The organism is Rhodococcus artemisiae (assembly GCF_036327795.1).
GTDB lineage: Bacteria > Actinomycetota > Actinomycetes > Mycobacteriales > Mycobacteriaceae > Rhodococcus > Rhodococcus artemisiae.
Map to the genome: position 1 here is coordinate 59367 of NZ_JAUTXY010000009.1, position 25844 is coordinate 85210.

Here is a 25844-nt window from a genome sequence, read left to right on the forward strand (position 1 = left end):
GGCAATGTCTATCTCGCTTCTCGCCTTCGAACTGACCGAAACGAATCGCGAGTGGCTGATCCACAAGCCGCTCTCGATCGTGAGTTACGTGGTCGTGGCAGTGGTCCTCAGATTCGTGCTGCACAAACTGATCGACCGAATGACACTGCCGCGCGATCCCGGCCTGCCGCCCAAGCGGTCGATTCTGCGTCCCCTGCAGGATCGCGCCGGAAAGCCCCTGGGCGATCCGGCCGCCCGCGAGCGACGCGCTCAGCGAGCACAGACCATCGGCTCCGTTTTCAAGTCGGGCGTGTCGATCATTCTGCTGACCTGGGTCGTCCTGCAGACCCTCGACACGCTCGGCTTCAACGTCGCACCGTTCATCGCGTCGGCCGGTATCGCAGGTGTCGCGCTCGGTTTCGGTGCCCAGAATCTCGTCCGGGATTTCATCTCCGGCATGTTCATGCTGCTCGAAGACCAATACGGAGTCGGCGACGTGGTCGATGTGGGCGACGCGATCGGCACGGTCGAATCCGTCGGCCTCCGCGTGACCACCATCCGCGACATCGACGGCACATTGTGGTACTGCCGCAACGGAGAGATCCTGCGCGTCGGGAACATGAGCCAAGGCCACGCGGTCGCGGTCGTCGATGTGCCGGTTGCGCCTACCGCAAACGTCGACCGCGCCCAGCAGGTCGCCTTCAGGGCGGTGCTGGACACGGTCGAACGTGAGGATATTGCGCCGTTCGTTCTCGAGAAGCCCGAGCTGCTCGGCGTGAACTCGGTGACCGCAGGTGCGGTGACCCTGCGCATGACGGTCCGAGTGCGCGCCGGCAAGCAGTGGGCGGTCCGGCGCGCGCTCACAGGAGCAGTACTCGAAGCGTTCGACTCCAGTGGCATCGAGTCCCCGTCGCTGATGCTCGCGCCGGTCGCCGGCTCCTAGGAGACCTCGACCGATTCCTCGGCGGTCTCCGTGGTCCTACGGCCACGAACGGTGTCGATCGCGATCACGCACAGAAGCGAGACGACACCCCAGATCACGAACGTCACCAGGTGTCCACCGACGCTGTCCGCGCCGAAGTAGACGATCGATCGGATGGATTCGACCGCCGCGGGCATCGGGAGAACGTCGTGCAGCACGCGGAAGATCTCGGGACTCATGTAGACCGACATCGCACCGTTCGATGCCGGTACCCCCAGGAACATCAGGACCGCGACGGCGGGGATGACGGCGAGCATGCCGAACAACCGGGTGAGGAACGTAGCGAACATCGACGTCGTGAAGATCGCCAGGACCCCGGTACCGAACAGCTGCAGGAAGTGCCCGTCGACAGCGCCGGTGAGCGGATCTGCGATCAGCCACACGACCAGCGACATGAACACCGAGAACCCGGCAGCGATCGGCAGCAGTGATTTCAGTCGCATGGCCGCCGGAGCGGCACTGTTGCCCACGACAGCGAGCATGAATCCGGACATGATCCAGCCCATCGCGACATACATCGCGACCGTGCCCATGGTGTCGGACCCCGGTAGCGGCGCGATGTCCTCCGTGGCGAGCGGAACCTGCTGGCCTTCGGCAACCTGCTGGAACGTCATCGAGACCACCTGCTGCTGGCTCATACCGGCAGACTGGTTCGTGATCAACGTCGCGGAGGGCGAATCGGCCGACGGCAACACGTAGGCGGCGACAACGCTGCGGTCTCGGACTGCGGCACGCGCTTCGTCGACGGACGCCGACGCACCGAAGTCGAACAGGCCGTCCATATTCTGCTCGAGACCTGTGACCGCTTGTTCTGCGACCTCCTCGGTGCCTGCCACCACCGTCACGGGCATCTCACGTGGGGCCGGCTTGTACATCGCACCGAGCATGATCGAGAACATCATCACGACCATCGCGAGCGGGAAAGCTCCGAGCGTGACGTATCGGACCCAGTTACGCTGCGGACGCGGGCCTGCGGTGAGCGAGGCGACTGTGATCTCGGGAGCGCCGGCATCCGGATTACGCTTGCGCTGGAGCGCATCGACACCGAATATCGCAGCAACAGCGAGAATCGCGCCGACGACCAGCACGAGTACATGTGAACCGAGCCCGACACCGTCGAAGTAGAGGACGGAGCGGAGCGCCTCACCGGTCGCCGGTGTGGGCAGGAAAGCGTGCAGTTTCACGTACAGCGACGGCAACGTGTAGATCGACATGCCCATGTTCGACGCGGGAACACCGAGCACCATGATGAAGAGCATCCCGACGATCACGGCCATCGGACCGAAGATCCGGGTGAGGAACAGCTGGACCGACCCTACGGCGAACACGGCAAGCCAGGAGATCCCCAGCACTGCTGCGGTATGACCTTCGATCGCTCCGAGTACGGGGTCGGCAACGAACCACACGAGCGCCGCGATCAGCGCGGACCAGCCGGCCAGGAGCGGAAACGCGCGACGTTTACGGAGCAGCTCGGGCGAATTGGACAGGGTGATACTCCACGGCATGTAGCCCGCGAGCATCAAGCCTGTTGCCATGAACATTGCAGCGAGGCCGGCGGTGTCGTGGTCGGGCAGCGGTGCGAGATCCTCTGCAACCAGGTCGAGACCCTGACCGAGCACTTGCGGTGCAAGCAGGCCGGTGACGGTGGACGACTGGGAGGCCCCTGCCGCACTCGCGGTGTAGACCGTGGCGGTTCCGGCGTCCGACAGCGACACGGCGCCGGCAACTTCACGATCGAAGACGAGATCACGCGCCTGTGCGTCGGTAGCAACGATCCGGACGTCGACGGCGTCGGGATCGGCGCCCTCGAGTGCGCGAGCGAAGTGCTCGGCCTGCTGGCTCGTGCCGGTCACCGCGATCGGGACGTTGTGCGGGGACGGGGCGTGCATCGCGAAGAGGTACCCCGTGATCATCATCCCCACCATGATGAACGGCATCACGAACATTGCGACGATGCGGCCGATCTGCTCTTTACGGGCGCGAGCCGGGTCGATTTCGGCGGACTCACCGTCGCCGGGCGGCCCACTGGCGGGTTGCTCGAGGGTTGTTGTGGACATCGGCGTACTCCTCGAATTTCTACGTTGCTTGACTTAAAAATGTTACGCTACGTGTCTTAAATCCTCCAAGATGCAAGACTGGTGACGTTCGTCCCACAACGCCGGAGGACGTGGGAACCACAAGGAAGAGACGGAAGCGGACATGGGCAGTTACGGCGATCGAGTTCGGCAAGCTCTACTCGATTCCGCGGAAGAGCTCTTCGCGCAACACGGCATCGACGCCATATCGAACCGTCGCATCGCGGAGCACGCCGGCAACTCCAATCACTCCGCGGTGAACTACCATTTCGGCAGCCGCGACGAACTGATCCGCGCCATGATGCTGCGCTTCAGCGAGGACACCCACGCGCGTCGGCAGGAACTCGTCGCGATACTCGGCCCGGAGCCCGGGCTGCGCGACCTGCTGAGCTGCCTGATCGTCCCCTTCACCGAACAACTGGCGTCGATGCCCGTCCCGAGCTGGCGCGCACGCTTCCTGAGGCAGATGCGGGCCGTTCCATCGATGACCGAAGCCGTGGCCGCGACCATCACGTCCGATCCCACTGTGGAGGACCTCATCTTCCGCACCCGCGCGCTGCTCACCGAGTGCCCACCTTCGGTACTCAGCGGCCGGTCCTGGATTCTCGGTCGGATCGTCACCGACAGCTGCGCGGACTACGAGGAGCGGCTCGACCGCATCGGCGACGAACCCAACTGGACGGGCTTCGCGAATTTCCTCATCGACGCGGCTGCGGGACTGCTCTCGGCGCCGGTGACCAGCGAAGGCGACTTCCTCGGAGCCCGCGCCACGCAGACCTGGGCTTGACGACCGCCACGCAGACCCCGGCTTGACGACTCAGGTTGTGGCCAGCACCTCACTCAGATCCGTCGCCGACGTGACCGGCCGATCGCACACGAACCCACGGCAGACATAGGCGGCGGGCGCTCCGTCGACCAGAGGCCGGTCGATGAAGAGGGCAGACGACTCCGGTGCACCGCCGACGACGAGCGATCCGCCCGGGGCCTCACGTCGCGCCACCTCGAGCAACTCTCCCCCGCCCACGACGGCCACCTGAAGCGGCCCGCGCACAGCGGCCTCGGCGACGGTGAGCCAGTGCCCCGACGCGCGCGGGGCCCGCTCGAGCAGGAGCGACGCGGCGCTCAACGAGGCATGGGCGGCCTCCGCGTAGCGGGCCCCGTCGTCTACCACCGCGGCCAACGTGAGCATCGCTTCGGTGATCAATGCCGCACCGGACGGAGTCGCACCATCGACGGGGTCGCGCGGCCGCGCCACGAGCTGTTGGGCATCGTGAGCGGTATCGAACCAGCTTCCCGGCCTGTCCGGATCGGCGAAGTGGGTCAGCGCGGTGTCCGCCAGCTGTCTGGCGGGGTCGAGCCAGCGCGCCTCGCCGGTGGCCTGGTACAGCGCGAGAAGCGCGGTGATCAGGGCTCCGTGGTCCTCGAGCACACCGGCGGGCGCACCCACCGATCCACCGAGCGACGCACGCCGCAGTCGACCGTCCACCAGGTGTGAACTCAACAGCGCGCGAGCGCACGCCGCGGCGGCATCGACCCAGTCCGGCCGTCCCGACGCAAGACCGGACTCGACGAGACCGGTGATCGCCAGTGCGTTCCAGGCGGTGACGACCTTGTCGTCACGACCCGGCTGCGGCCTGGCCAGCCGTGCCGCGAACAACCGGGAACACACGGAGTCGAAGTGCTCGGACTCGTCCGGGTCGGCGGGCAACTGCAGGACAGAGGTTCCGGCCTCGAATGTCCCGGCGTCGGTGACGACGAACAGCTCCGCAGCCCACAGACCGTCCTCGCTTCCGAGAACGTCGACGAGCTGCTGCGGCGTCCACGCGTAGGTCAGCCCTTCGACTCCGTCGGTGTCGGCATCGAGCGCCGACGCGAAACACCCTTCGTCGGTGCGCAGGTCGCGGAGCAGGAATTCGACGATGCCTTCCGTCACGCGACGCGGCACGGGCTCATCAGTGATCCGGGCGAGGTGCGCGTACGCGCGCAGGAGCAGCGCGTTGTCGTAGAGCATCTTCTCGAAATGGGGTACTACCCAACCCGAATCGACACTGTAACGGGCGAATCCACCACCGAGCTGGTCGTGGATGCCGCCGCGCGCCATGGCCTCTGCAGTGCGTTCGACGAGCCGCAGCGTCTCTGCTGCACCCGTACGTTCGTACCCGCGAAGCAGACCTTCGAGCAGGTTCGACGGCGGGAACTTCGGTGCGCCGCCGAAACCGCCGTGCACCTTGTCCTCGTCGTCCGCGACCGTTGCACCCGCCGCGTCGAGAAGCTCCGGGTCTACCGTGCGAGTGCCCGGGGGAAGGCCGCCGCTGCTGCGCGCGAGTTCGGCGACGATCGCGGCCGCAGCCTTGTCGACGTCGTCGCGGCGGTTGCGCCACGTGTCGGTGATCGCGCCGAGCAATTGGGTGAACGACGGCATCCCACCGCGCGGCGCGCTCGGGTAGTAGGTGCCGCAGTAGAAGGGTTCTCCGGCGGGGGTGAGGAAGCAGGTCATCGGCCACCCGCCCTGCCCGGTCATCGCGACCGTCGCGTTCATGTACACCGCGTCGATGTCGGGGCGTTCCTCCCGGTCGACCTTGATACACACGAAATCCGCGTTCATCACCGCCGCGGTGGCATCATCCTCGAACGACTCGTGCGCCATGACATGGCACCAATGGCATGCCGCGTAGCCGATGGACAGGAGGATCGGCACGTCCCGGTCGCGGGCCTCGGCAAGCGCGTCGTCGCCCCATTCCTGCCAGTGCACGGGGTTCTCGGCGTGCTGCCGCAAGTACGGGCTGAGGGATTCGGCAAGCCTGTTCGCCATTCCCCCACGTTACGTGCGGTCAGTTCTTTCCGGGGGCGCTGCGACGCCCGTTCTTCTCCACCTCGTCGGTCTCTCCAGAAGTCTCGTCGGACTTCGTGATGTTCACCGTGGTGGCGCCGCGATCGGTACCTTCGTCTACTGCCTGGTCGGCCTCGGGGCTGCTCGTATCGAACGTCTCGGGGAGGTTGCTCAGGCGCTTGTTCATATTCCAGATGAGCAGAGCGATGGCGGCGAGCAGCACCAGCACAATGGCCAGTCCGACCGGCGATGCCTTGCCGAACTCGGGGCCGGCGGGTTCCTGCGCAAGAACCTCGACTGCCAGCGTGCCTAACGTCATCTCACCTGTCCGTCCTCGATACCCGCGAACAGATCCGACTCGGGGATCGTCGTGGTGACGCGGGTCTTTGCCAACTCGAACTCCTCGGTCGGCCACACCTTCTGCTGTATGTCCAGCGGCACCGCGAAGAACGACCCGTTCGGATCGATCTGAGTGGCGTGTGCCCGAAGCGCGTCGTCGCGATTCGGGAAGTAGTCACCACAGGTTATCTGGGTGGTGACCCGTGCCATGAGATCGCCCTGCTCGGTGCGCCAGCGGCTGAGCCACTCTTCCATCGGGAACGGTTCACCGCGGCGTTCGTACTCGTCGCGGAACAATTCGATGCGCTTGCGGATGAAGCCGTGCGAGTAGTAGACCTTCTGCACTTCCCACGGCTCGCCGAGCTCGGGGTGATAGTTCGGATCGGCTGCCGCCTCGTACGCCGCCATCGACACCTCGTGGCAACGGATGTGATCGGGGTGCGGGTAGCCGCCGTTCTCGTCGTACGTGGTCATGACGTGGGGACGGAACTCCCGGATGACCTCGACGAGCTTGCGCGTGGGCTCGTCGAGCGGTACCACCGCGAAGCACCCATCGGGCAGCGGCGGCTTGGGGTCGCCCTCCGGAAGGCCGGAGTCTATGAAACCGAGCCAGCGATGCTGCACACCGAGGTGACGCGCCGCCGCCGCCATCTCCTCGCGACGAACCTCGGGCATGCGATCCCGGATGCCGGGCACGTCCATCGCAGGATTGAGGATGTCTCCTCGTTCGCCACCCGTGAGTGTCACGACGAGCACGTCGTTCCCCTCCGCCGCGTAGCGGGCCGTGGTGGCGGCACCCTTGCTCGACTCGTCATCGGGATGGGCATGCACGGCCATGAGCCGTAGTCCGCTCACGTGTTTCCTCCACCTCACCGTCGAATACATCTCGGGACCGGACAGCTACCGCCGGTGCGGGCCGTTCGGATCCCTCCCCTATAGTTCCACCTGACAACTCCCCCGTCAGCCGTGGCCCCACGGGAGCACCCGAACTTCGGCCTTGGCACGAAAGAAAATGATGACCGACACCGCAGAACAACCCCGCCGCAGCGCGAGATATCCGTCGAAAGCACGGACGGCTCGCGGTAAGAAGTGGGGGTTCACCGCCCTCGGCGTCATCGCGGGAATCGGCCTCGGGGTCGTGATGTTCCAGCAGTTCGGGCCCGCTGAGATCGAATACGAAGTGGTCGCGTTCGAGGTCATCGACGACGACACCCTCGACATCAAGCTGTCGGTCACGCGCCAGGACCCGTCACAGGAAGCTGTGTGCATTGTCCGTGCGCGATCGCGGGACGGCAGCGAAACCGGGCGGCGGGAAGTCCTCGTGCCGGCGTCGGACGCATCGACGGTGGTTCTGGATTCGACGGTCAAGACATCACAGCGGCCCGGCATGGGCGACGGGTACGGCTGCAGCTTCAACGTTCCGGAATACTTGCGCGCGCCCTGATCACAATGCCGTTACGCTGCGATTTCCGCGTGTAACCCGGATCTGGTGCTAGAATATGCGGATACACGGTTCCACCCATTGGGGCCGTGTATTGCTGCATCAGAGACAGTACGGCCCCGTTCGCCGCATTCCAGGGGGGAACGACGAGGGTCGTGCTGTTGCGGTCGTTGCGTATGCACGACTTGTCCACGGAGCCGGGGGCTCCAACCCGAAGGAAGTGATCGATGATGACCGAGACCCAGGTGACCTGGCTGACACAGGAGTCCCACGACCGTCTCAAGGCGGAACTGGACCAGCTCATCGCCAATCGTCCCGTCATCGCGGCCGAGATCAACGAGCGGCGTGAAGAAGGTGACCTCAAGGAAAACGGCGGTTACCACGCCGCCCGCGAAGAACAGGGTCAGCAGGAAGCACGCATCCGTCAGCTGCAAGAGCTGCTGAGCGCCGCGAAGGTCGGCGTCGCACCCACGCAGTCCGGTGTCGCGCTGCCCGGCTCGGTCGTCACGGTGTACTACGACGGCGACGAATCCGACAAGGAAACGTTCCTCATCGCGACCCGCGAAGAAGGCGCGCGCAACAGCGAACTCGAGACCTATTCGCCCAGCTCCCCGCTCGGCAAGGCCCTCATCGAGGCCAAGGTGGGCGAGACACGCGAGTACGCGCTGCCGAACGGCAAGACGATGAAGGTGACGCTGGTCTCCGCAGAGCCGTACCACGGCTGATCCCGACGTATACGCAGCGAGGTCCGGCCGGAATTTTCCGGCCGGACCTCGCTGCGTTCGCACTCGTCAGATGATCCGACGCGCCTTCATGTCGGGGAAGACCGTGCCGACCCGCACTACATCACCGGTGGTCGGTGCATGCACCATCTGGCCGCCGCCGATGTAGATCGCAACGTGGCCGGGCCCGCCGGCCTGCCAGTTACCGAACAGGAGGTCGCCCGGTCGGGCGTGCTCGAGCGGAATCTCGGTGCCCACATGCCACTGGGTTTCCGAGGTGCGGGGCAGGGTGATCCCTGTCGCCGCGTGCACCGCGTACGACGTCAGACCCGAGCAGTCGAAACCGCCGCCGGACGGCCCGTTGATGTTGCCGCCGCCCCAGACGTACGGAAGGCCCAGGAACTTGAAGGCGAGGTCGACGACGCGGTTGCCGACATCACTCGCACCACCGAGACCGAGGCCGAAGAAGGGCGACAGCAGTCGGGAGAACGCTGCCTCGGTAGCCCGGATCTTTGCGACGTACGGCTTGGTCTGGTTCTCGTAGTCGGGTGACCCGGACGGCATACCACCGGACCGGCGGACCGCACCCGCACCGGCGTTGTACGCCGCGATCGTCAGATCCAACGTGTCGCCCTGGACGAGGCCGCGCTTCTTCCAGTCGTCGATCTGCTTGTAGTTGTCGCACAGCAGGTTGCCGGACGCCATGACGGGATCTGCGATGCCCAGGATGTCGACCTTGCCGTCGCCGTCGGCGTCCTTACCGTACTCGCGCCACGTGCCGGGCATGAACTGCCCCGGTCCCTTCGCACCGACCGGCGATACGGGTGCCGTGGCTCCGAAACGGAAGCCGTTCTCGGCCGAGTACAGGGCCGCGAGGACGGGCGCAGTGATTCCGTCGCAGATTTCACCGGCCTTGCGCAGCCACGGAGCGAACACCGCGATCGCGCCGATGGGCGCCAGGCCCGTGCCGGGCAGGATCGCCGGAATCGACGGGAGCGTGACGCCACCGATCGTGGCGGTGGGTTGCGGGCCGAGCATCGGAGCCTGGGGTACCGGTGCGACGCCGAACGCATTCGGCCTCGATTGGGGTGCTGCCGGCGCGATCGCAGATTCCGGCCCGGACTCCGGCGGATGAAGCGCTTCGAGCGCCTCCTCGGGCAGGTGTGGCTCGATTGCCGCTGCGACCGAGTCGGTGGTGTCGGCGACTACCTGCTTGGCCTGGTCCTGCACCTGCTCGGGTAACGACGCGACAAAATCCTCGACCTGCTTGTCGGTTTCGGGGGCACCCGCCTCGAACGACTCGATCGCAGACGTCACCTGATCTTGTATCTCTGCTGGTATGTCCGCTCCCTGCACGAGCGCACTCGCTGCCGTGGCCACTGCCACGATGACCGCAGACGGGTCTACCGACATACGCAACCCCCACATCCCTCTTCGAACGACCCCAACCGTACTTGTGATACCGATCACGAGCACGGCTTCTGCTACTTGATATCACATATATTTAGGAACACGTTCTAGTTGTGCGCCGAGTGAGGTCGGTGTGACTGGAGGTACTCCCCGTTATCCGTCCGTTGCCTGCGCGGATAGGGAGAAATCGGTCAGCAACTCCACAAGCACGACGCCGGCGTACACGTCGACTTGCCCACTGTCACCGATCAGTCGGACGATCGCGTCGCTCTGCTCCTGAGTAACAGGTGTGGCAGCCCCCAGAATCCGCCAGGTGTCCGCGACCGGAACGACCCGCGCACACAACAGGCCGCCGACAGGGACGTCCTCGCCCACCTCAGGAGCGGTCAGGTTCCGCCGCTCGCCCGTTCGTATGTCGCGCAGCGTCAGCCCCTCCCCTACCCGGACGGCCTCGACCTCATGTACCGACCGCTCCACCGGCAGCCACCGCGCAAGAAGTTCACGTTCGTCGTCGGGCAGCAGGTGCCCACGCGCCTCCGCGAACTCGGCCAGCCCGCCGCCTTCACCGAGCATCACGTCGTCGAGCAACGGATCGGACAGCGCCTCGAACAGGTCGTCGTCGTTGTCGCTGTAGCCGCTGCGAGCCTCCGCAAGAGCGAAGCGATGGTCCCGCCACGAGACCTGCGTCATCTGCATGCAGGCCTTGAAGTACAGCCAGGGCGCGCGATCCTCCAGCGTGTACTCGGCCTTCCCGAGATGGCACGCCTTGTACTTACGACCCGACCCGCACCAGCACCGATCGTTGCGGCCCAGATCGGGGCGCTCGATGGGCTGGAAGGTCTCCAGCACCGCATACAGCGGGTGATCCGGGCCGTCGATGGACCGGCCCAGCAACGACAGCGCCCGGACCGCGTCCCCGCTGTCGGAGAGATACCGGGCGAGATCTTCGAGCGCCGGATCGAACTCCGAGTCCAGGTCCGTGGAACGCTCGAAGTAACGCGCCGCATCATCGACGCGAGCAGCGGTCTCCGCGGCCTTGCCCGCGATCCAGAACGCCGCCGCGGCAACCTTCCGCGGGCCGTGGTCCTTCATCCACAACGCGGCCCGTTCGATCGACGCCGGATCGATGGCCTGCTCGAGGAGTTCGTCGACGACCGTCATCGCCACATCGGTGTCGGCCAACGCCGCGAAGAGTCCGGACTTACCCTCCGCGAACCGCGACTCGAGGTCACTGTCGTCCCCGTCACTGATCGCATCGACCAGCGACGCGAACAGCACGACCCCCGGCACAGCCTCGACCGGGACACCGACCTGCTCGGCGTAGGAATCGACCGCGCTCCGCGCGAGATATCCCGCGAAATCGAACCCGGGCGGTGCCACGAGGCCGCCGGACACCTCGAGTCCCGCCGTCTCGATCTGTTCCGACAACGGCAGGGAGGGAACGGTGAACGCAGTGGGTACCTCGAACATCGCCGAGAACACCGACGACTCGAGGTACGCCGGGTCGCCCGACGCGAGCGACTCCCCCAGCACCGCGGCCAACTCGGGAACGGTGTCGGTCTCGGCAGTCGCCGGAGCGATCATCAATCCTGTCTCCGTCACGGTCGCGGAAACGAGGTCGCCGGGCGACAATTCGGCGAAGGCACCACGGGGAAACACGAGCGCCTCGTTGCCGAACGGTGCGAGGTCGGCGATGCCGCGATCCTCCAGCCGATCGGGTTCTCGGTCGATCTCGACGAGGTCGTAGTCCTCGTCGCCGGTCACGAACACGAGCAGCGGATGGATCTCGTCTACGGGGAGCACAGCGGACGCCACCTCGGCTTCGGTGAGCCGATGCGTCAGGACACGGCCTCCGAGGAGCTCGTCGAATGCGGCGTATCGGCCGTCGCTCAGGTACACCAGCATCGGATGATCGGGCAACTCATCGATGGGCAGGATCAGATCGTCCGCGGCGTCACCCGATGCGAGTCGCTCCCTGATCTCGTCGAGCGTGAGCGGGCCGTGCTCCCGAAGCAGGGGAAGCACGGCGGCGATCAGTGCATCGTCGGCGGCGAGGTCGTAGTCGAAGTCGGTCACGCGTGCGATCGTACGGGCCGGAAGCCCGGTCAGTCGTCTTCCTCGATCACCTCATGGTGATCGTGATCCGCCTTGCCCAGACGCCAGTACCCGTCGACCTTCGCGCGGCCCCGTGCAAGCCCCAGTTCGCGGGTGAGATACGAACGGATCGGCTTGATCGATCCCGCCTCGCCCGCCACCCACGCGAACATCTCCCCGTCCGGGAACTCGCACGCGCGGACCGCGTCGGCGAGCAGTGTCGTCGTGCCCGGTTCCGCCGAGCCGCGATGCAGGTACGTGAGCTCGACCTCTTCACGTCCCGGCGCAGTGAGTTCGGAGTGCTCGTCGGCGACTTCGGCGAAGGCCACCACTCTCGCGTCCGAGGGCAGCTCTTCGATCCACCTGCAGAGCGCAGGAAGTGCGGTCTCATCAGCCGCCAGCAGATACCAGTCGTACCCCGTCGGATAGATGTGCGAACCACGTGGTCCGAGCACACCGACCTCGTCTCCCGGCGCGGCCTTCGACGCCCAGGCGCCCGCGATTCCGTGGGAGTGGAGAACGAAGTCCAGTGTCAGCTCAAGCGATTCACGATCGAACGCACGGACGGTGTAGTCGCGGGCCACGGGTCGCGGCCCCTCTGACGGAAGACGCATCCCGTCCGGACCGATCTCGGGCATCGCGATGCGCCCGGTCGCGGCATCCGGAAAGAACAGCTTCACGTGGTCATCTGGAGCCATCGTCACGTATGGAAAGCCCTCCAACGCGGCACCTCCCACGACAATGCGACGCATCGTCCGCGAGAGATCCTCCACACGGACAACCTTCAGGATCCGCGGAGTCAGGTCATGCATGATCAGTTCGATCTCACCGCGCCCTTCGGTCACGGCCGGTCCGGAATCAGCGCTCATCGATCGTCCTCTCGTAGTGGACTGCGAATCCGTCCAGCAGGATCCGCAGCTGTCGGTCGAAATGATGTCGTGGTCGCGACAACCTGTCCTGTTCGACGGCACGCATCTCGGGTCCGAGAACTCCCAGGCGTGCGTCCAAGGCCTGTACCGCGCCCGGCCGCCGCTGGAATGCAAGCAGCAGGCCGTAATCCGCGGCGGCGGCGACGATGGCTGCGACGACTCCGCGTGCGTCTGCGAGGTCGAAACCGGCGTCAGCGACACGGAGCGCCACCCACTCGTTGCGGTGTACCGATGCAATGACAGGCCGCCCTGTTCTGGGCCAGGCCGCGAACAGTTCGGGATGTCCCTCGTACAGACGCCAGCGAACGTCGCACTCCTGCTCGAGCAGAGTGCGCCAGCCTCGGTCAGGATCCGGTCGTGGCGTCTCGGCGATGAGAAGTTCGAGGGCTCCGATAACGATATCGTCCTTGCTCTCGACATGCCGGTAGAGCGCCGCCGCCGAGCACCCCAACTGCTCGGCGATCCCGGTGATGGTGATCTCTCGCGGGGTCGCCAGCGCAGCACGCAGGATCACCTCGCGCGACAATCGGGCCTTCGGCCCTGGTTTGCGGGACGGAAACATCATCGCGTCGACACCGTCATTCCGGGGTTCCGGTGGTGACGATCGGCCGGTGCCTACGCGCAAGAGTCGCCTCGAAACCAGCGTAGCGTCCGCCGGCCGCCATCAGCTCGTCATGACTCCCGGCCTCAGTCACCTCACCGTGCTCGAGGAAGACGATGCGGTCGGCGTTCACGATGGTATGCAGACGATGGGCGATGACGAGAACCGTGCGATCGCGGCATAATTCGCTGAGAGCAGCAAGTATCGCCGCCTCGTTCTCGCGATCGAGTGCGGACGTCGGCTCGTCGAGGACGACGATCGGAGCACCGCGCAGGAATGCACGCGCGATCGAGACACGTTGTCGCTCACCACCGGACAGGGATGATCCGTGATCACCGACGCGGGTGTTCCACCCGTCGGGCAGCCGCTCGACGATGTCGTCGACCCGTGCCAGCCGGGCCGCACGTTCGAAGTCAGCGTCCGATGCACCGGGATCGGCAATGCCGATATTCTCCCGGATGGTGCCGTCGAACAGGTACACATCCTGGAATACGAGCGACACGCGCGCCATCAGGTCCGCCGTCGCCATCTCTCGAACGTCGACGCCCCCGACACGCACAGAGCCTGCTTCGACGTCCCAGAATCGCGCGACCAACCGCGCCAACGTAGTTTTCCCCGATCCCGAGGGCCCCACGACAGCGCACGTGGTGCCGGCAGGGACGTCGAACCCGACCCCGCGCAGCACCGCACGCCCCGACATGTACGAGAAGGAAACGTCATCGAATGCGAGGGAGTTGTCGTGCCCGGCCGGGACGGGGGCAGCAGGTTCGGGCAACGCAGGTACCCGGAGCAGGTCGCCCGCGTCAGCGAGGATCCCCTCTGCTTCACGGATGACACTTCCGGTCCGACCGAGCGCCGCGACAGCATCGACCAGCAGCGCCGCGAACAGGACCGCGCACACGGCAGATGCCACGGCGAGACTCTCGCCGTCGGCCCGTTGGAGAGCCACCACCAGAACACCGGAGAAGAACACACCCGTGCCGATCGCGAACAGCACGGCACCGACGATCGCACCACGAAAATACTTGGCCGCACCCTGGCGCACCTGGTCGATCGCAGACAACAGATCGGTATCGGCGTCACCCACCCGCCCGTATCCGCGTAGCACAGACTGGTTCTGCGCGAACTCGACGATCTTGCCGTTGATGTCCTCGGCGGCGCGTTCCTGGGCGGTTGTGGCGCTGCGCAACAACCGGATCGCGAGTAGGTACAGCCCCACGAGCAGCACGAGTCCGGCCGCTCCGGCGGCGGCAGTGGGCCGGTCGATCCACGCGAGCACGAACCACAGCGATGCGCCGAGCGCCATGGCGCGCAGATTGATTGCCATCACGCCATTGACCGTCAGTGTCAGTGCGTCGCCCGCATCGGTGACGATTCGCGTCAGGCGGTCCTGGTTCGCGGCACCGAACCACCCCAGCGGCAATGTGGTGGCGTGGTCGGCGATACGCCTCTGCAGCGCGGCCACGGACTCCGAGGTGTCGCGACGCCGCCGGGTGGTCACGACGTCCTGTGCCACCGTTGCCGTAGCGACGATCACCACCAGCAGTGCGGTCCACAACCACACGCGGGGAAAGTTGTCGGCGAACAGGTCGGTGATCAACGGCACCAACATCGCGAGCCCGACTGCCTCCAGTACCGCGACAGCGCCGGTCGCCACGAACGTGCGGCGCAATCGCACGACTGCTGCGGGGCCGATGGCCCGGCCGAGAGCGGTGAGCATCATCCTGCAGCCCCCGTCGTCGCGACGCCCGGTCGCCACATGTTCGCGTATCGCCCGCCTCGGTTCATCAGCTCGGTGTGAGTGCCGCGCTCGACGATGCGACCGGACTCCATCACCACGATCGCGTCGGCATTCACGACGGTCTCCAATCGATGGGCCACCATCAGCACGGTCTTGTCTCGGCTCAGTGCTGCGATCGCGTCCTGGACGAGGGATTCGGATTCGGGATCCGCCGCCGACGTCGCCTCGTCGAGAACGAGAACCGGCGGATCGGCGAGGATCGCCCGCGCGATCGAGATGCGCTGGGCCTCGCCCCCGGAGAACGAGACGTGTTCTCCTATGACTGCGTCGTATCCGAGCGGCTCTTCCAGGATCCGGTCGTGGATACGCGCCGCGCGCGCCGCCGCTCGGACCCGCTCGTCGCTCGCCGTCGGATCCGCGAGGCGGATGTTGTCGGCCACTGTTCGTCGCAGCATTCGCACATCCTGGAAGACGAATCCGATCAGCCGGTAGAGCTCGGCAGGATCCAACCGGCGGATGTCGACCCCGTCGACCGTGATCGCGCCTCCGGTGACGTCCCAGAATCGTGGCAGCAGGCGGGTCAACGTCGATTTCCCCGACCCGGAGGGGCCTACCACCGCGGTCACCGTACCGGGGGCCAGCTCGAGGTCTAGCTCGTCGATAACCGTTCTGCCCCTGTTATATTCGAATGTGACGCCGGCAAACCGGATGGTGATGTCGCGACGTGCGGCAAGTGTCCGATCTCCCGTCGGGAGTTCCGGGGTCGCGAACGCGCGGTCCAGCGACTCGGCGAGGGCACGACTGCGACTCACCAGCGTCCGCAACGTCGGCACAAGCCACACAGCGCGCGACACGATCCAGCACATCAGCAGGAAGGGGATGAGATCTGCCGGCACCAGCAGGTCGGTTGCGACGAAGACCACGCCCCACACCGTCGTCCAGACCAGGATGAACGACCACGACGAAAGGGTCAGCGGAAGGCGCCCCCGCCTGTCTCGGGCACGTTCGGTCGCGAGGTAGGAGCGGGTGTGCTGGTCGATGGCATCGACGAATCTGTCGTCAGCGAGGCGACTGCCCGAGAACACCTTCCAGACGGCCATGCCCTGGCCGAGTTCGGTTGCGCGCTCGCTCAACCCCCGAGCGGTGCGACGGTATTCCCGTTCGAGGTCGTTGGCTACCGGCGGGCGGTGGACCAGGAGTACAGAAGCGATGACCACCGGCAGGGCGATCACGATCGTGAACAGCGGGTCGATCCAGGCGAGATAGGAGATCGCGAGGATCGAGACGGCGGCGAACCGGGGTGCGAGCGGAATCGCTTCACCGATCAGCCCGGTCAGAGCGGCCACGTCGCTGCTCACGAGCTTGCGTAGTCCACCGCCGGTGACGCCGCCGAACCAGCCGAGTGGCACCCGCGCGAGATGATCGACCAGGTTCCGCCGTATCCGGTACTGGATGTCGCGACTCGCGCCGAAGCTGAGCGAGAACGAGCAACTGTGAACGAGCGGCGTCACCACCAGGGCCACCACCGCGGCCCACACCCAACCCCAGGGGACAACTCCGCCGCGGAGCAATTCCCGCGTCACCTCGGTTATCGCGATGAACGGAAGCACCGTTCCGATCGCACAGAACACCTGCAGCGCACCGGAGATCAAGAGGCGAACGCGTACCGGATACAACAGGTTCCGAAGGCCTGATCCCGCAGCCATTGGTTGCATGCACCTTCCCCGAACGACATTGATTAGGTTAACCTTAGCCAATTGCGAAACGTTTTCGCAATTACGCGCGTACATACGGTGCCGCGTTATCTTGTCCCCACGAGAGGTCCCATGTTCGCCACACGTTCACGCCGCAGATTCGGAGTCGGTGCACTGGTCGCCGCGGCAAGCCTGGCCATGATCCTGACCGGATGCAGCTCGCCCGAACCGGCCGAGACCGCACCGACGGAGGCTGCCGTCCGCACGGTGACCGACGGCTCCGGCGAGGTGGAAATCCCCGTCGACGTCGAGCGCATCGTCACCATCCATCACATCGCGACGCAGCCTTTGATCAACCTCGGTGTCGTCCCAGTCGGGCGCGGCGCCGTGGATGAAACGTCCGTCACCCCGGAAACCTGGGAACAGATCGAGGATGTCCCGGTGGTATCCAACGGGTCGGAACCCGACATCGAGCAGATCGCCACCCTCGAGCCGGACCTGATCATCGCCCACAACCGCATCGAGGACAGCGATCTGGCCCCGCTGCGCGAGATCGCGCCCGTCCTGGTGCTCGACATCGCCGGACCCGGTCGCGCCGACTGGCAAGGACGCGTCGAACTCGTCGCGCAGGCCCTCGGTAAGGAGGACACCTACGAACAGCTCGTCACCGACTTCGACGAGCGCACCGCACGTATCGCCGAAACACACCGCGCCGTCCTCGACACCGAGACCTTCGCGCTGCTCGGCTCCTGGAATGCGGGCACCTTCCACACCTACAGCAGCGAGAGCATCTGGGGAAGTGTGTTCACCAAGGCCGGCGCGCGCATCGCGCCCGCAGAGGAAGCCGTCGCAGGCGCGGAATCGGACGGTGAGGCCGAACTGAGCGTCGAGCAGCTTCCGGTCGTGCTCGACGGCACAGTACTGCTCCACGTGACGAACCTTCGCGGGGAACCGAATGCAGAACTCGAGGCCGTCATGGCCGAACCACTGTTCCAGGCGGTACCAGCGGTCGTCGCCGGCACCGTGCTCCCCGGCGGCAAGGACACCGTGGGCGGTTTCGAGGACGCGAACTACAACCTCGACCTGTTCGAGCAGGCGCTCACGACACTCGAGTCCCAGCAGGGTTGAGCTGCCGCCGAGCGCAGCACTGCGTCGACGGCGCTCGTTCGGCCCGGTCGTCCTCCGCGACGGCCGGGCCGGCCTATTCGATCTCCACCACGTACCCGGCATCGCGCAATGCATCGAGTACCTCGCTGCGGTGTTGCGCACCACGGGTTTCCATCGTCAACGCGACCTGCACCTCGTCGAGCGCAAGCTGCCCTGCCGTACGCGAATGCACGACGTCGACGACGCTGGCATCGGAGTCCCCCACCACGCTCAACAATCCGACCAGAGCACCTGGGCGATCCGGAATCGACACGCGCACAGCGAGGTATCGACCTCCTGCTCGTAGCCCATGCCCGATCACATGAGTCAAAACCAAGGGGTCGATGTTGCCGCCGGAGAGGATCGCGGCGACCGGACCGTCGAACTCCAGCCCAGCGGTGGACAGCGCAGCGACCGCAGCGGCACCGGCAGGCTCGACGATGAGCTTGGATCGTTCCATGCACAGCACCAGCGCCCGGGCAAGGGCATCATCGCTGACGGTGACGACCCTGTCGACGTGGTCCTGCACGAGCGGAAACGGCACGGAACCAGGCATTCCCACAGCAATGCCGTCGGCGACGGTGGACGTGTTCCGCGCTCGTTCGGGGTGCCCCGCGCGCAACGACCCGGGCCACGCGGCCGCGCCGTCGGCCTGCACACCGATCACCCGGACCTCCGGCCGAGTGGCAGCGAGCGCCGCTGCCACTCCGGCCAGCAGACCGCCACCGCCGGTCGGGACAACCACAGCGCTCACATCGGGGAGTTGTTCGGCGATCTCGAGCCCGACAGTGCCCTGTCCGGCCACGACATCCTCGTGGTCGTAGGGGTGGATGAACACTGCACCCGTGTCGGCCGCGAACTCCTGGGCCGCCACCAGCGCGTCGTCGATCGTCTGGCCGGCGAAGTGGACGTCGGCGCCGTAGGCACGGGTCGCGGCGACCTTCGGCAGAGCAGCGCCGACAGGCATGAACACCGTCGAGGCGATGCCGAGTCCGGTCGCCGCCCACGCGACTCCTTGCGCGTGATTCCCCGCGCTCGCCGCAACGACACCGCGCGCACGTTCGTCGGCTGCAAGTCTCGCGATCCGGTTGTACGCACCCCGCGGTTTGAACGAGCCGGTGTGCTGGAGGTTCTCGCATTTGAACCACACCGGGACGCCGGTACGTTCGGAGAGCACACGCGACGGCAACACCGGTGTTCTCCGCATGACGGGCGCGAGCACTTCCGCGGCCGCACGGATCTCCGGTTCTCCTAACCGCACCTGATCGAATGCACCCATCGCCCCAGGGTAAGGGACACGCTGCGCGAAGTCGCGATAGCGCGCTCCCCTCAGGACACGTGTGGCCGCACCGCATCGGCAAACTGTTCGAGACCGGCGACCTGCACGTGATACGGCAACGCCAGTGGGCGCGTGTGGATCAGCACGTGGTCGGCGAGTGGTAGGCCGGGATCGTCCGAGAACATCGCGATGAACGACTCGGCAGTGCCCACCACGGAGGCGCGAGGATCGTATGGTCGTCCCGCCGCCGAACGCGCCTGCTGTTCGAGCACCCGCAACTGTTCCACTCGTGCATCGTCGGGAGCGACGACGCACGGACGGGACAATGCCACGCGTCCGGACGCTCCCGACGCCTCGCGGTAACGTGCGATGAGTCCCGCGACGCGCGCATCCTCGTAGCCGACACCGCGCTCGTCGACATTGCGGCGACCGGCGACGAGCCCGAGCCCGCGACGTGCGGTGTGGTCGATGCCCGCTTCGCTGCCCGTGGTCACCCAGAGCCGCTCGGCGAACCCGGTGGTCTCGGGAACCACCGCACACCTCACCTCCTGAACACCGAGACCCGAGGTGGCACCGTGCAGTACCGCGTCGACCACATTCCAGTACCGGTCGTGGCGGGTGTCGTGATCGATGCCCCATATCTGTGATGTTGTCGGCGCCGACCCGCTGCCCAATCCCAACTGCAGCCTTCCCCCGGACAAGGCGTCGAGGACGGCGGCATCTTCGAGCAGCCGTCGGGGATCTTCGAATCCTGCGGCGATCGAGGCCGTTCCGAGCGCGATCGTCGTGGTTTCCCGGGCGATTGCCGCGAGCAGTACGAGCGGGCTGGGGACCGCCCCGCCCTGGTCACCGAAACGGTGCTGCGCGACCCAGAACGACTCGAACCCCAACTCCTCTGCGAGGCGTGCCAACCGGATCGCGTCGTCGATACTCCGGGCCGGAGACACATCCGTGTCGACGTGCGTGAGCACTCCCCATTGCTTGACGTCCTCCCGGCCGTGAACAACCCGAGATTCCTACCAGCGCCCGCTCGGCGCTTTCGGTGGGTTCCTGTTTCACAGGGACATACCTTCCGCTAGGCGGCAGGATTTACAGTCCCTCCGCAGGCGTTTCGCCTCTCCGCCCGTCCGGCGGCGAGGATGTTCTCGGCTGCATTCAGATCCCGGTCGTGGACCACACCGCACGCCGTGCAGGTCCACTCCCGCACCGACAACGGTTTCGGACCGTCCGACCCGCCGCACACCGAGCACAGTTGCGACGACGGGAACCACCGGTCCACCCGCTGGAAGGTCCGCCCATAGCGGGCGGCCTTCTCCTCGAGCAACCGGGTGAACATCCCCCACCCGGCATCGTGCACCGACTTCGCCAACCGCGTCCGCCCCAGGCCCGCGACACACAGATTCTCGACATACACCGCTTGGTTCTCGCGGACGATCGTCGTGGAGTGCTTGTGTGCCCAATCCTTGCGGGCGTCGGCCACCTTCGCGTGAGCTTTGGCGACCTCGAGGCGGGCCTTGGCCCGGTTCTTCGAACCCTTCTCCTTTCGGGACAGATTCTGCTGCGCCTTGCGGAGTCTGCGTTCGGCACGTCGGAAGAACCTCGGCGACTCGATCACCTTTCCATCGGACAGGACCGCGAACGTGGTGAGCCCGAGATCGATCCCCACCTCGGAGTCGAGTTCGGGCATCGGTTCGTCGGTGGTCTCCACCACGAACGACACGAAGTACCGACCCGCCGAATCCCTGATGACCGTGACGCTGCTCGGCTCGGACGGCAACTCCCGTGACCACGCCACCTTCAGCTCGCCGACCTTCGCGATATACAACGTGCCGTTCGAACGCAGCGAGAACCCGTTGCGGGTGAGCCGGACCGTCTGCCGGTTGTCCTTGCGGGACCGGAAGCGAGGCGCCCCGACCTTGCGGCCCTTCCGCTTCCCCGACAGAGAATCGAACCAGTTCCGATACGCGCGCCGCGCGTCCTGACAGGCTTGGACCAGCACCACCGACGCCACCTCGGCCAGCCATGCCCGCTGCGGGGTCTTCTTCGCTGCGGTGACCACCCACCGCTGCACGTCGGTGTCCGAGACCCTCACTCCCGCTGCGTACGCGTCCTGCCGGGCGCGCAGTGCATCGTTGAATACCACCCGTGCGCATCCGAACGAGCGGGCCAGCATGTCCTGCTGGCCTGGCGTCGGATACACGCGGTATTGGTATCGCAGTTGCACGCCCGCACCGTACAAGCAAGCACCGACACACACCGGTCGAGAGATCGGCTGTCCCGGCCGTGAACGGCCGGGCTTGCGCCGAAGATAGTGCGGTCATGGCAACACCTCTCTCACAGCGGCACCACCATCGGACTGTCGTCGCGCGGATGCCGCAGGATCTCGGCGTCCACGCCGTAGATCTCGGACAACAGCGCCGGTGTCACGATCTCCTCGGGTGTACCGATGCCCCACAGCCGCCCCGCGCTCATCACCGCGATGCGATCACAGAATCGGGCGGCAAGATCGAGATCGTGCAGCGCGACGAGCGCGGTCTGTGCCCGATCCCGGATCACTCGCATCAAGGCAAGCCGGTGGCGCAGATCGAGATGGTTGGTCGGTTCGTCGAACAACAGCACGGACGGCTCCCCTGCGAGGGCCTGCGCGACCAGGACACGTTGCCGCTCCCCACCCGACAGCCGAGCAAAATCCCGGTCGGCGTGGTCACTCATGTCGACAGCGTCGAGCGCTGCGATCACAAGCATCGCGTCGGTCTCGTTGTCTGCGTCGAACATTCCCTTGTGCGCCGCGCGGCCGAGAAGGACGACATCTGCGACCGTGAGCGGGAAGTCGGACGGAGTGGTCTGCGCGACGACCCCTGTTGTGCGACCGACGAATCGCACCGGACTCCGCCACACATCGCGCCCACCGAGGTGGACTGAGCCCGACGCGGGACGAAGAGCGCGATACGCGGTACGCAGCAGCGTCGATTTTCCGCTGCCGTTCGGACCCACCAGGGCAACGACCTCACCCGGAGCGACGTCGAAACTCACGTCGTCGACCAACACTCGCCCACCCGCGCGTACGGTGATGTTCTCGAATCTCAGCATCGATTCCTCACCGCCGTGATGTGCGGCGCAACAGCCAGACGAAGTACGGTCCGCCCACGAGTGCCGTGATGATGCCTACAGGAAGCTCCCGCGGAATCATCACGGTCCGGGCCACCAGGTCGGCACCGATCGCGAACGCGGCTCCGACCACGAGAGCGACGGGCAGCATCCGCCGGTGATCCGAACCGACCAGCATGCGCGCGATGTGCGGAATCATCAGGCCCACGAACCCGACCACTCCGCTCACCGCGACCAGGATCCCGGTCAGCAGCGTCGACAGCACGATCAACCCGAATCTCATTCGCCCGACATCGACGCCGAGCGCGGTCGCGCTCTCGTCTCCGGTGAGCAGCACATTGAGGCTTCGGCTGAGCGGCATCAGGGCGAGGCAAGCGAGAGCCACCCCGACGACGGGAAGGGCCAACGTGTCCCAGCGGGCAGCACCGAACCCACCGAGTGTCCACTGTAGGACCTGCCCGGCAAGACTCTGATCGGGCGAGGTCAGCACCATCAGCGATGTCAGTGCGCTCAGCACGGAGGATACGGCGACACCGGCAAGGACCAGACGGACGGGATCGAGCGGTCCGCGTCCCCGCGCCACCAGGAGCACGATCACCATCGCAGCGAGCGCCCCGAGAAACGCCGCGATCGGAAGCAGCACGGCCCGGCCGCCCAATCCGAATCTCAGGACCGCCACGGCTCCGACAGCCGCACCCGCCGACACACCGAGAATGCCGGGTCCTGCCAGCGGGTTACGGACGACCGCCTGGATCGTGGCACCGACGAGCGCGAGACCTGCGCCGACGCAGCCTGCAAGCAGAACTCGGGGCAGGCGGGTATCGGCGATGATCAGATCCTGGGATCTGGTCCAATCGGGGGAGATCACGGAGGGACCGAAGATCCGATGCCCGATGATGCGCCACGCCGTCGTCGCATCCACTCCGACCGACCCCGCCAGTACACCTACGGTGGCCGCAACGAGCAGGACGACGAGCGACACGGCGAGCACTACCCGGAAGCGGGCGCGCTGAGCCTGCCCGATCACCCGAACGAGGCAGGGTGGAACTGGCGTGCGAGATGTTCGACGCCGTCGATGGAATACGGGCCCGGCTGGAGTTGCGACAGCGTGATCGTCGGGAATGCCTCGTTGCGGATCGCTGTGGTGGCCGAAATCGCCGGTACCGCCATCAGGTCCGCGATCTTCGTCGTCACCGACGGTGACTGGTACTGCGGTGTGGTGCCTTCTTCACGTACCAGGATCACGTCGGGATTCCGTTCCGCGACCTGCTCCCACGACACGCTCATCCATCGCTCGGGGACGTCTCCGAAGATGTTGACGCCGCCCGCGGCTTCTATCAACGCGGTGGCCATGCTGTTCGCACCCGTCGTCGACGCCGTGTCGGTGCCGGACGCGTACAGGAACACTGTCACCGGTTCCTCATCGCCCACCCGCGACCGCACGTCGTCGAGTCGGGCACGGAGTTCGGCAACCGAGTCTTCCGCACGATCGGGGACGCGGAATATCTCTCCGATGGTGGTGATCTCGGCGAAGATATCGTCGATTTCCACCGGACCCGTGGCGCAGCCTTCAGGGTTCAGGTGGGTGTCGATGCCGACATCGCCGAGTTGTTCGCGGGTATGACCCGTCTTCTCGCTGAAACCGTCGGGGTAACCCGAATAGACGAAATCCGGGTCTGCGTCGATGAGCTGTTCCATGGTGGGCTGCTCGGACGAGAGGATCGGCACCTGCCCGTAGGCGTCGGTGTACTCCGGTGCGATCTCGCGTCCCCGCATGTACGCGGTGCCGACCATGCGGTCTTCGAGTCCCAGCTCGAGCATGGTCTCGGTGGCATTGGAGGTCAGCGTGACCGCGTGTTCCGGCGCCGCGGTGTACTCGGTGGTGATTCCGCAGTTGTCGAGATCGACGTACAGCTCCCCCGCTTCTTGCGCGCTGCCGGTGTCGTCGACCGCCTGACCGCACGCGGACACCACGAGAACGACTCCCGCAGTCATTGTGGAGGCCATCAGCCGGCGCATGCGGGCGCGCCGGTACCCCAGAGATGTGTGCACGTCGTTCCTTTCCGAGGTCACGCGCCTCGAAATCAGGAACGGACAGCTGGGCGCTCTGGCTTTCGGCAGAATGTGCTCTGCTGATCACAGTGGCGGGACCGCGCCGGGTTCACACCGGCTTCCCCCGTAACGCTGTCCGTTTCGGCTTGGTACCTCGGCAGCCTAACTCACCTGGCACCGACCGGATCCGGTCGGTGCGGCTCCACTCATGCGCGTGGCTCCCGGAGTTCTTCCGGGAGCCACGGCTGTATTCGACGGGTGGGACTACCCCAGTGCCTGCTCGATGTCGGCGAGGAGGTCGGCGGCATCCTCGATGCCGACGGACAGCCGCACGAGATCGTCCGGCACCTCGAGGGCCGAGCCCGCCGTCGACGCGTGGGTCATGGCGCCGGGGTGCTCGATGAGCGACTCGACGCCACCGAGCGACTCGGCAAGAGTGAAGATCTCCGTGCGCTTGCAGAAGTCGAGCGCAGCCTGGCGCCCGCCGGCGAGGCGCACCGAGATCATGCCGCCGAACCGGCGCATCTGCTTCGCGGCGGCCTCGTGGCCCGGGTGCGAGTCGAGACCGGGGTACAGGACCTGGGTGACGGCCTTGTGCCCGGAGAGCGCATCGACGATCTTCTCGGCGTTGTCGCTGTGCCGTTCCATGCGCACCGCGAGGGTCTTGATGCCTCGCAGGGTGAGAAAGGCGTCGAACGGCCCCGGGACCGCGCCTGCACCGTTCTGCAGGAATGCGAACGCGGTGTCGAGTTCTTCCTCGTCGGTCACCAGTGCGCCACCGACGACGTCGGAGTGTCCGCCGATGTATTTGGTGGTCGAGTGCAGCACGACATCCGCGCCGAGCGACAGCGGCTGCTGCAGGTACGGCGACGCGAACGTGTTGTCGACGACGAGCTTCGCGTCACCGGTATGCGCGATGTCGGCGAGTGCAGCGATATCGCCGATGTTGAGCAGCGGGTTGGTGGGGGTCTCGATCCATACGAGCTTGGTGTTCGGGCGCAGGGCCGCGCGCACCTCGTCGAGGTCGTTGACCGCGGCGGGCGTGTACTCGATGCCCCACTGCGTGAAGACCTTGTCGATGAGCCGGAACGTACCGCCGTAGGCGTCGTTGGGGATCACGAGGTGGTCGCCGGGCCTCAGCGCCGACCGCAGCAGGCAGTCGGTGGCGGCCATACCCGAACCGAACGCGCGCCCGAAGGTGCCGCCTTCGAGCGCCGCGAGGTTCGCTTCGAGGGGACGGCGGGTGGGGTTGCCCGTGCGCGCGTACTCGAAGCCGTTGCGCATCTCACCGACGCCGTCCTGGGCGAACGTCGACGACGCGTAGATCGGCACGTTGACCGCGCCGGTCTGCGGGTCGGGCTCGAAGCCTGCATGGATTGCGCGGGTAGCGAAGCCGTGCTGTGTGTTGTCTGTCATCTGAAA

Annotated in this window: 22 protein-coding genes and 1 riboswitch; of the genes, 5 read left to right on the plus strand and 17 right to left on the minus strand. The window is 66.1% G+C overall.

Annotation, left to right across the window (positions count from 1 at the left end; all coding sequences use genetic code 11):
• Nucleotides 1-4: 4 nt before the first annotated feature.
• Entirely contained in the window at nucleotides 5-922 is a 918-nt protein-coding gene (locus tag Q7514_RS18960; protein WP_330134823.1) for a mechanosensitive ion channel family protein, read from the plus strand.
• Here Q7514_RS18960 and Q7514_RS18965 read toward each other — a convergent pair.
• Nucleotides 919-3018, minus strand: a complete 2100-nt coding sequence (locus Q7514_RS18965; protein ID WP_330134824.1) for an ABC transporter permease — start codon at nucleotides 3016-3018, stop codon at nucleotides 919-921. The genes Q7514_RS18960 and Q7514_RS18965 overlap by 4 nt on opposite strands.
• 142 nt (nucleotides 3019-3160) lie before the next feature.
• Here Q7514_RS18965 and Q7514_RS18970 point away from each other — a divergent pair, with 142 nt between their 5' ends.
• Nucleotides 3161-3823, plus strand: a complete 663-nt coding sequence (locus Q7514_RS18970; protein WP_330134825.1) for a TetR/AcrR family transcriptional regulator — start codon at nucleotides 3161-3163, stop codon at nucleotides 3821-3823.
• Nucleotides 3824-3853: 30 nt separating this feature from the next.
• Here Q7514_RS18970 and Q7514_RS18975 read toward each other — a convergent pair whose 3' ends face one another.
• From Q7514_RS18975 to mca, 3 genes are read right to left on the minus strand one after another with little or no spacing between them, the layout of a single operon-like run.
• Nucleotides 3854-5848 carry a thioredoxin domain-containing protein gene (locus Q7514_RS18975; RefSeq protein ID WP_330134826.1) on the minus strand — a complete coding sequence of 665 codons (1995 nt, stop codon included), beginning with the start codon at nucleotides 5846-5848 and terminating at the stop codon, nucleotides 3854-3856.
• 19 nt (nucleotides 5849-5867) lie between these two features.
• A complete protein-coding gene (locus tag Q7514_RS18980; RefSeq protein ID WP_330134827.1) occupies nucleotides 5868-6185 on the minus strand; it encodes a hypothetical protein in 318 nt (105 codons plus the stop codon).
• On the minus strand, nucleotides 6182-7060 hold the full coding sequence (gene mca, locus Q7514_RS18985) for a mycothiol conjugate amidase Mca (protein WP_330134828.1): 879 nt from the start codon (nucleotides 7058-7060) through the stop codon (nucleotides 6182-6184). Before mca ends, Q7514_RS18980 begins: the two co-directional genes overlap by 4 nt.
• Nucleotides 7061-7217: 157 nt before the next feature.
• Here mca and Q7514_RS18990 point away from each other — a divergent pair, with 157 nt between their 5' ends.
• On the plus strand, nucleotides 7218-7649 hold the full coding sequence (locus Q7514_RS18990) for a DUF4307 domain-containing protein (protein WP_330134829.1): 432 nt from the start codon (nucleotides 7218-7220) through the stop codon (nucleotides 7647-7649).
• Between the two features lie 227 nt (nucleotides 7650-7876).
• Nucleotides 7877-8371, plus strand: coding sequence for a transcription elongation factor GreA (greA, locus tag Q7514_RS18995; RefSeq protein WP_132471639.1), 495 nt, complete (start codon nucleotides 7877-7879; stop codon nucleotides 8369-8371).
• A gap of 66 nt (nucleotides 8372-8437) precedes the next feature.
• Here greA and Q7514_RS19000 read toward each other — a convergent pair whose 3' ends face one another.
• The 6 genes from Q7514_RS19000 to Q7514_RS19025 form a co-directional block, all read right to left on the minus strand.
• A complete protein-coding gene (locus Q7514_RS19000) occupies nucleotides 8438-9781 on the minus strand; it encodes a C40 family peptidase (RefSeq protein ID WP_330134830.1) in 1344 nt (447 codons plus the stop codon).
• A gap of 150 nt (nucleotides 9782-9931) precedes the next feature.
• A complete protein-coding gene (locus Q7514_RS19005) occupies nucleotides 9932-11854 on the minus strand; it encodes an SEC-C domain-containing protein (protein ID WP_330134831.1) in 1923 nt (640 codons plus the stop codon).
• A 29-nt stretch (nucleotides 11855-11883) separates the two neighbouring features.
• Entirely contained in the window at nucleotides 11884-12741 is an 858-nt protein-coding gene (locus Q7514_RS19010) for a siderophore-interacting protein (protein WP_330134832.1), read from the minus strand.
• Entirely contained in the window at nucleotides 12731-13366 is a 636-nt protein-coding gene (locus Q7514_RS19015) for a TetR/AcrR family transcriptional regulator (protein ID WP_330134833.1), read from the minus strand. The genes Q7514_RS19010 and Q7514_RS19015 overlap by 11 nt, the downstream gene beginning before the upstream one ends.
• A gap of 13 nt (nucleotides 13367-13379) precedes the next feature.
• Entirely contained in the window at nucleotides 13380-15125 is a 1746-nt protein-coding gene (locus Q7514_RS19020) for an ABC transporter ATP-binding protein (protein ID WP_330134834.1), read from the minus strand.
• Nucleotides 15122-16849: an ABC transporter ATP-binding protein gene (locus Q7514_RS19025; RefSeq protein WP_330134835.1), complete on the minus strand. Its 1728-nt coding sequence runs from the start codon at nucleotides 16847-16849 to the stop codon at nucleotides 15122-15124. Before Q7514_RS19025 ends, Q7514_RS19020 begins: the two co-directional genes overlap by 4 nt.
• Nucleotides 16850-16969: 120 nt before the next feature.
• Here Q7514_RS19025 and Q7514_RS19030 point away from each other — a divergent pair, with 120 nt between their 5' ends.
• Nucleotides 16970-17965 (plus strand): ABC transporter substrate-binding protein, encoded by a 996-nt coding sequence (locus Q7514_RS19030; protein ID WP_330134836.1) that lies wholly within the window; start codon nucleotides 16970-16972, stop codon nucleotides 17963-17965.
• Nucleotides 17966-18038: 73 nt separating this feature from the next.
• Here the strand turns inward: Q7514_RS19030 and ilvA are convergent, their stop codons facing one another.
• The 7 genes from ilvA to Q7514_RS19065 all read right to left on the minus strand — a co-directional run bounded on the left by ilvA (nucleotide 18039) and on the right by Q7514_RS19065 (nucleotide 25838).
• Nucleotides 18039-19262, minus strand: coding sequence for a threonine ammonia-lyase (gene ilvA, locus Q7514_RS19035; RefSeq protein ID WP_330134837.1), 1224 nt, complete (start codon nucleotides 19260-19262; stop codon nucleotides 18039-18041).
• Nucleotides 19263-19312: 50 nt separating this feature from the next.
• Complete coding sequence (locus Q7514_RS19040; protein ID WP_330134838.1) at nucleotides 19313-20233, minus strand: LLM class flavin-dependent oxidoreductase; 921 nt, start codon at nucleotides 20231-20233, stop codon at nucleotides 19313-19315.
• Between the two features lie 104 nt (nucleotides 20234-20337).
• On the minus strand, nucleotides 20338-21486 hold the full coding sequence (locus Q7514_RS19045) for an RNA-guided endonuclease InsQ/TnpB family protein (RefSeq protein WP_330134839.1): 1149 nt from the start codon (nucleotides 21484-21486) through the stop codon (nucleotides 20338-20340).
• A 110-nt stretch (nucleotides 21487-21596) separates the two neighbouring features.
• The gene (locus tag Q7514_RS19050; protein WP_330134840.1) at nucleotides 21597-22352 is read right to left on the minus strand and encodes an ABC transporter ATP-binding protein; all 756 of its coding nucleotides are present in this window, start codon (nucleotides 22350-22352) and stop codon (nucleotides 21597-21599) included.
• 7 nt (nucleotides 22353-22359) lie between these two features.
• Entirely contained in the window at nucleotides 22360-23397 is a 1038-nt protein-coding gene (locus Q7514_RS19055) for a FecCD family ABC transporter permease (RefSeq protein ID WP_330134841.1), read from the minus strand.
• Nucleotides 23394-24422 (minus strand): ABC transporter substrate-binding protein, encoded by a 1029-nt coding sequence (locus Q7514_RS19060; protein WP_330134842.1) that lies wholly within the window; start codon nucleotides 24420-24422, stop codon nucleotides 23394-23396. The genes Q7514_RS19055 and Q7514_RS19060 overlap by 4 nt, the downstream gene beginning before the upstream one ends.
• Nucleotides 24423-24449: 27 nt before the next feature.
• Nucleotides 24450-24574, minus strand: a riboswitch (cobalamin riboswitch).
• Between the two features lie 112 nt (nucleotides 24575-24686).
• Nucleotides 24687-25838: a cystathionine gamma-synthase gene (locus Q7514_RS19065; RefSeq protein WP_330134843.1), complete on the minus strand. Its 1152-nt coding sequence runs from the start codon at nucleotides 25836-25838 to the stop codon at nucleotides 24687-24689.
• Nucleotides 25839-25844: the final 6 nt, after the last annotated feature.

What these genes read in the sequence shown, in the direction of transcription:
- Q7514_RS18960 (WP_330134823.1), top strand. Translation starts at nt 5, where the DNA reads ATGTCTATCTCGCTTCTCGCCTTCGAACTGACCGAAACGAATCGCGAG.
- Q7514_RS18965 (WP_330134824.1), bottom strand. Translation starts at nt 3,018, where the DNA reads ATGTCCACAACAACCCTCGAGCAACCCGCCAGTGGGCCGCCCGGCGAC.
- Q7514_RS18970 (WP_330134825.1), top strand. Translation starts at nt 3,161, where the DNA reads ATGGGCAGTTACGGCGATCGAGTTCGGCAAGCTCTACTCGATTCCGCG.
- Q7514_RS18975 (WP_330134826.1), bottom strand. Translation starts at nt 5,848, where the DNA reads ATGGCGAACAGGCTTGCCGAATCCCTCAGCCCGTACTTGCGGCAGCAC.
- Q7514_RS18980 (WP_330134827.1), bottom strand. Translation starts at nt 6,185, where the DNA reads ATGACGTTAGGCACGCTGGCAGTCGAGGTTCTTGCGCAGGAACCCGCC.
- Q7514_RS18990 (WP_330134829.1), top strand. Translation starts at nt 7,218, where the DNA reads ATGATGACCGACACCGCAGAACAACCCCGCCGCAGCGCGAGATATCCG.
- greA (WP_132471639.1), top strand. Translation starts at nt 7,877, where the DNA reads ATGACCGAGACCCAGGTGACCTGGCTGACACAGGAGTCCCACGACCGT.
- Q7514_RS19000 (WP_330134830.1), bottom strand. Translation starts at nt 9,781, where the DNA reads ATGTCGGTAGACCCGTCTGCGGTCATCGTGGCAGTGGCCACGGCAGCG.
- Q7514_RS19010 (WP_330134832.1), bottom strand. Translation starts at nt 12,741, where the DNA reads ATGAGCGCTGATTCCGGACCGGCCGTGACCGAAGGGCGCGGTGAGATC.
- Q7514_RS19015 (WP_330134833.1), bottom strand. Translation starts at nt 13,366, where the DNA reads ATGATGTTTCCGTCCCGCAAACCAGGGCCGAAGGCCCGATTGTCGCGC.
- Q7514_RS19020 (WP_330134834.1), bottom strand. Translation starts at nt 15,125, where the DNA reads ATGATGCTCACCGCTCTCGGCCGGGCCATCGGCCCCGCAGCAGTCGTG.
- Q7514_RS19025 (WP_330134835.1), bottom strand. Translation starts at nt 16,849, where the DNA reads ATGGCTGCGGGATCAGGCCTTCGGAACCTGTTGTATCCGGTACGCGTT.
- Q7514_RS19030 (WP_330134836.1), top strand. Translation starts at nt 16,970, where the DNA reads ATGTTCGCCACACGTTCACGCCGCAGATTCGGAGTCGGTGCACTGGTC.
- ilvA (WP_330134837.1), bottom strand. Translation starts at nt 19,262, where the DNA reads ATGGGTGCATTCGATCAGGTGCGGTTAGGAGAACCGGAGATCCGTGCG.
- Q7514_RS19050 (WP_330134840.1), bottom strand. Translation starts at nt 22,352, where the DNA reads ATGCTGAGATTCGAGAACATCACCGTACGCGCGGGTGGGCGAGTGTTG.
- Q7514_RS19065 (WP_330134843.1), bottom strand. Translation starts at nt 25,838, where the DNA reads ATGACAGACAACACACAGCACGGCTTCGCTACCCGCGCAATCCATGCA.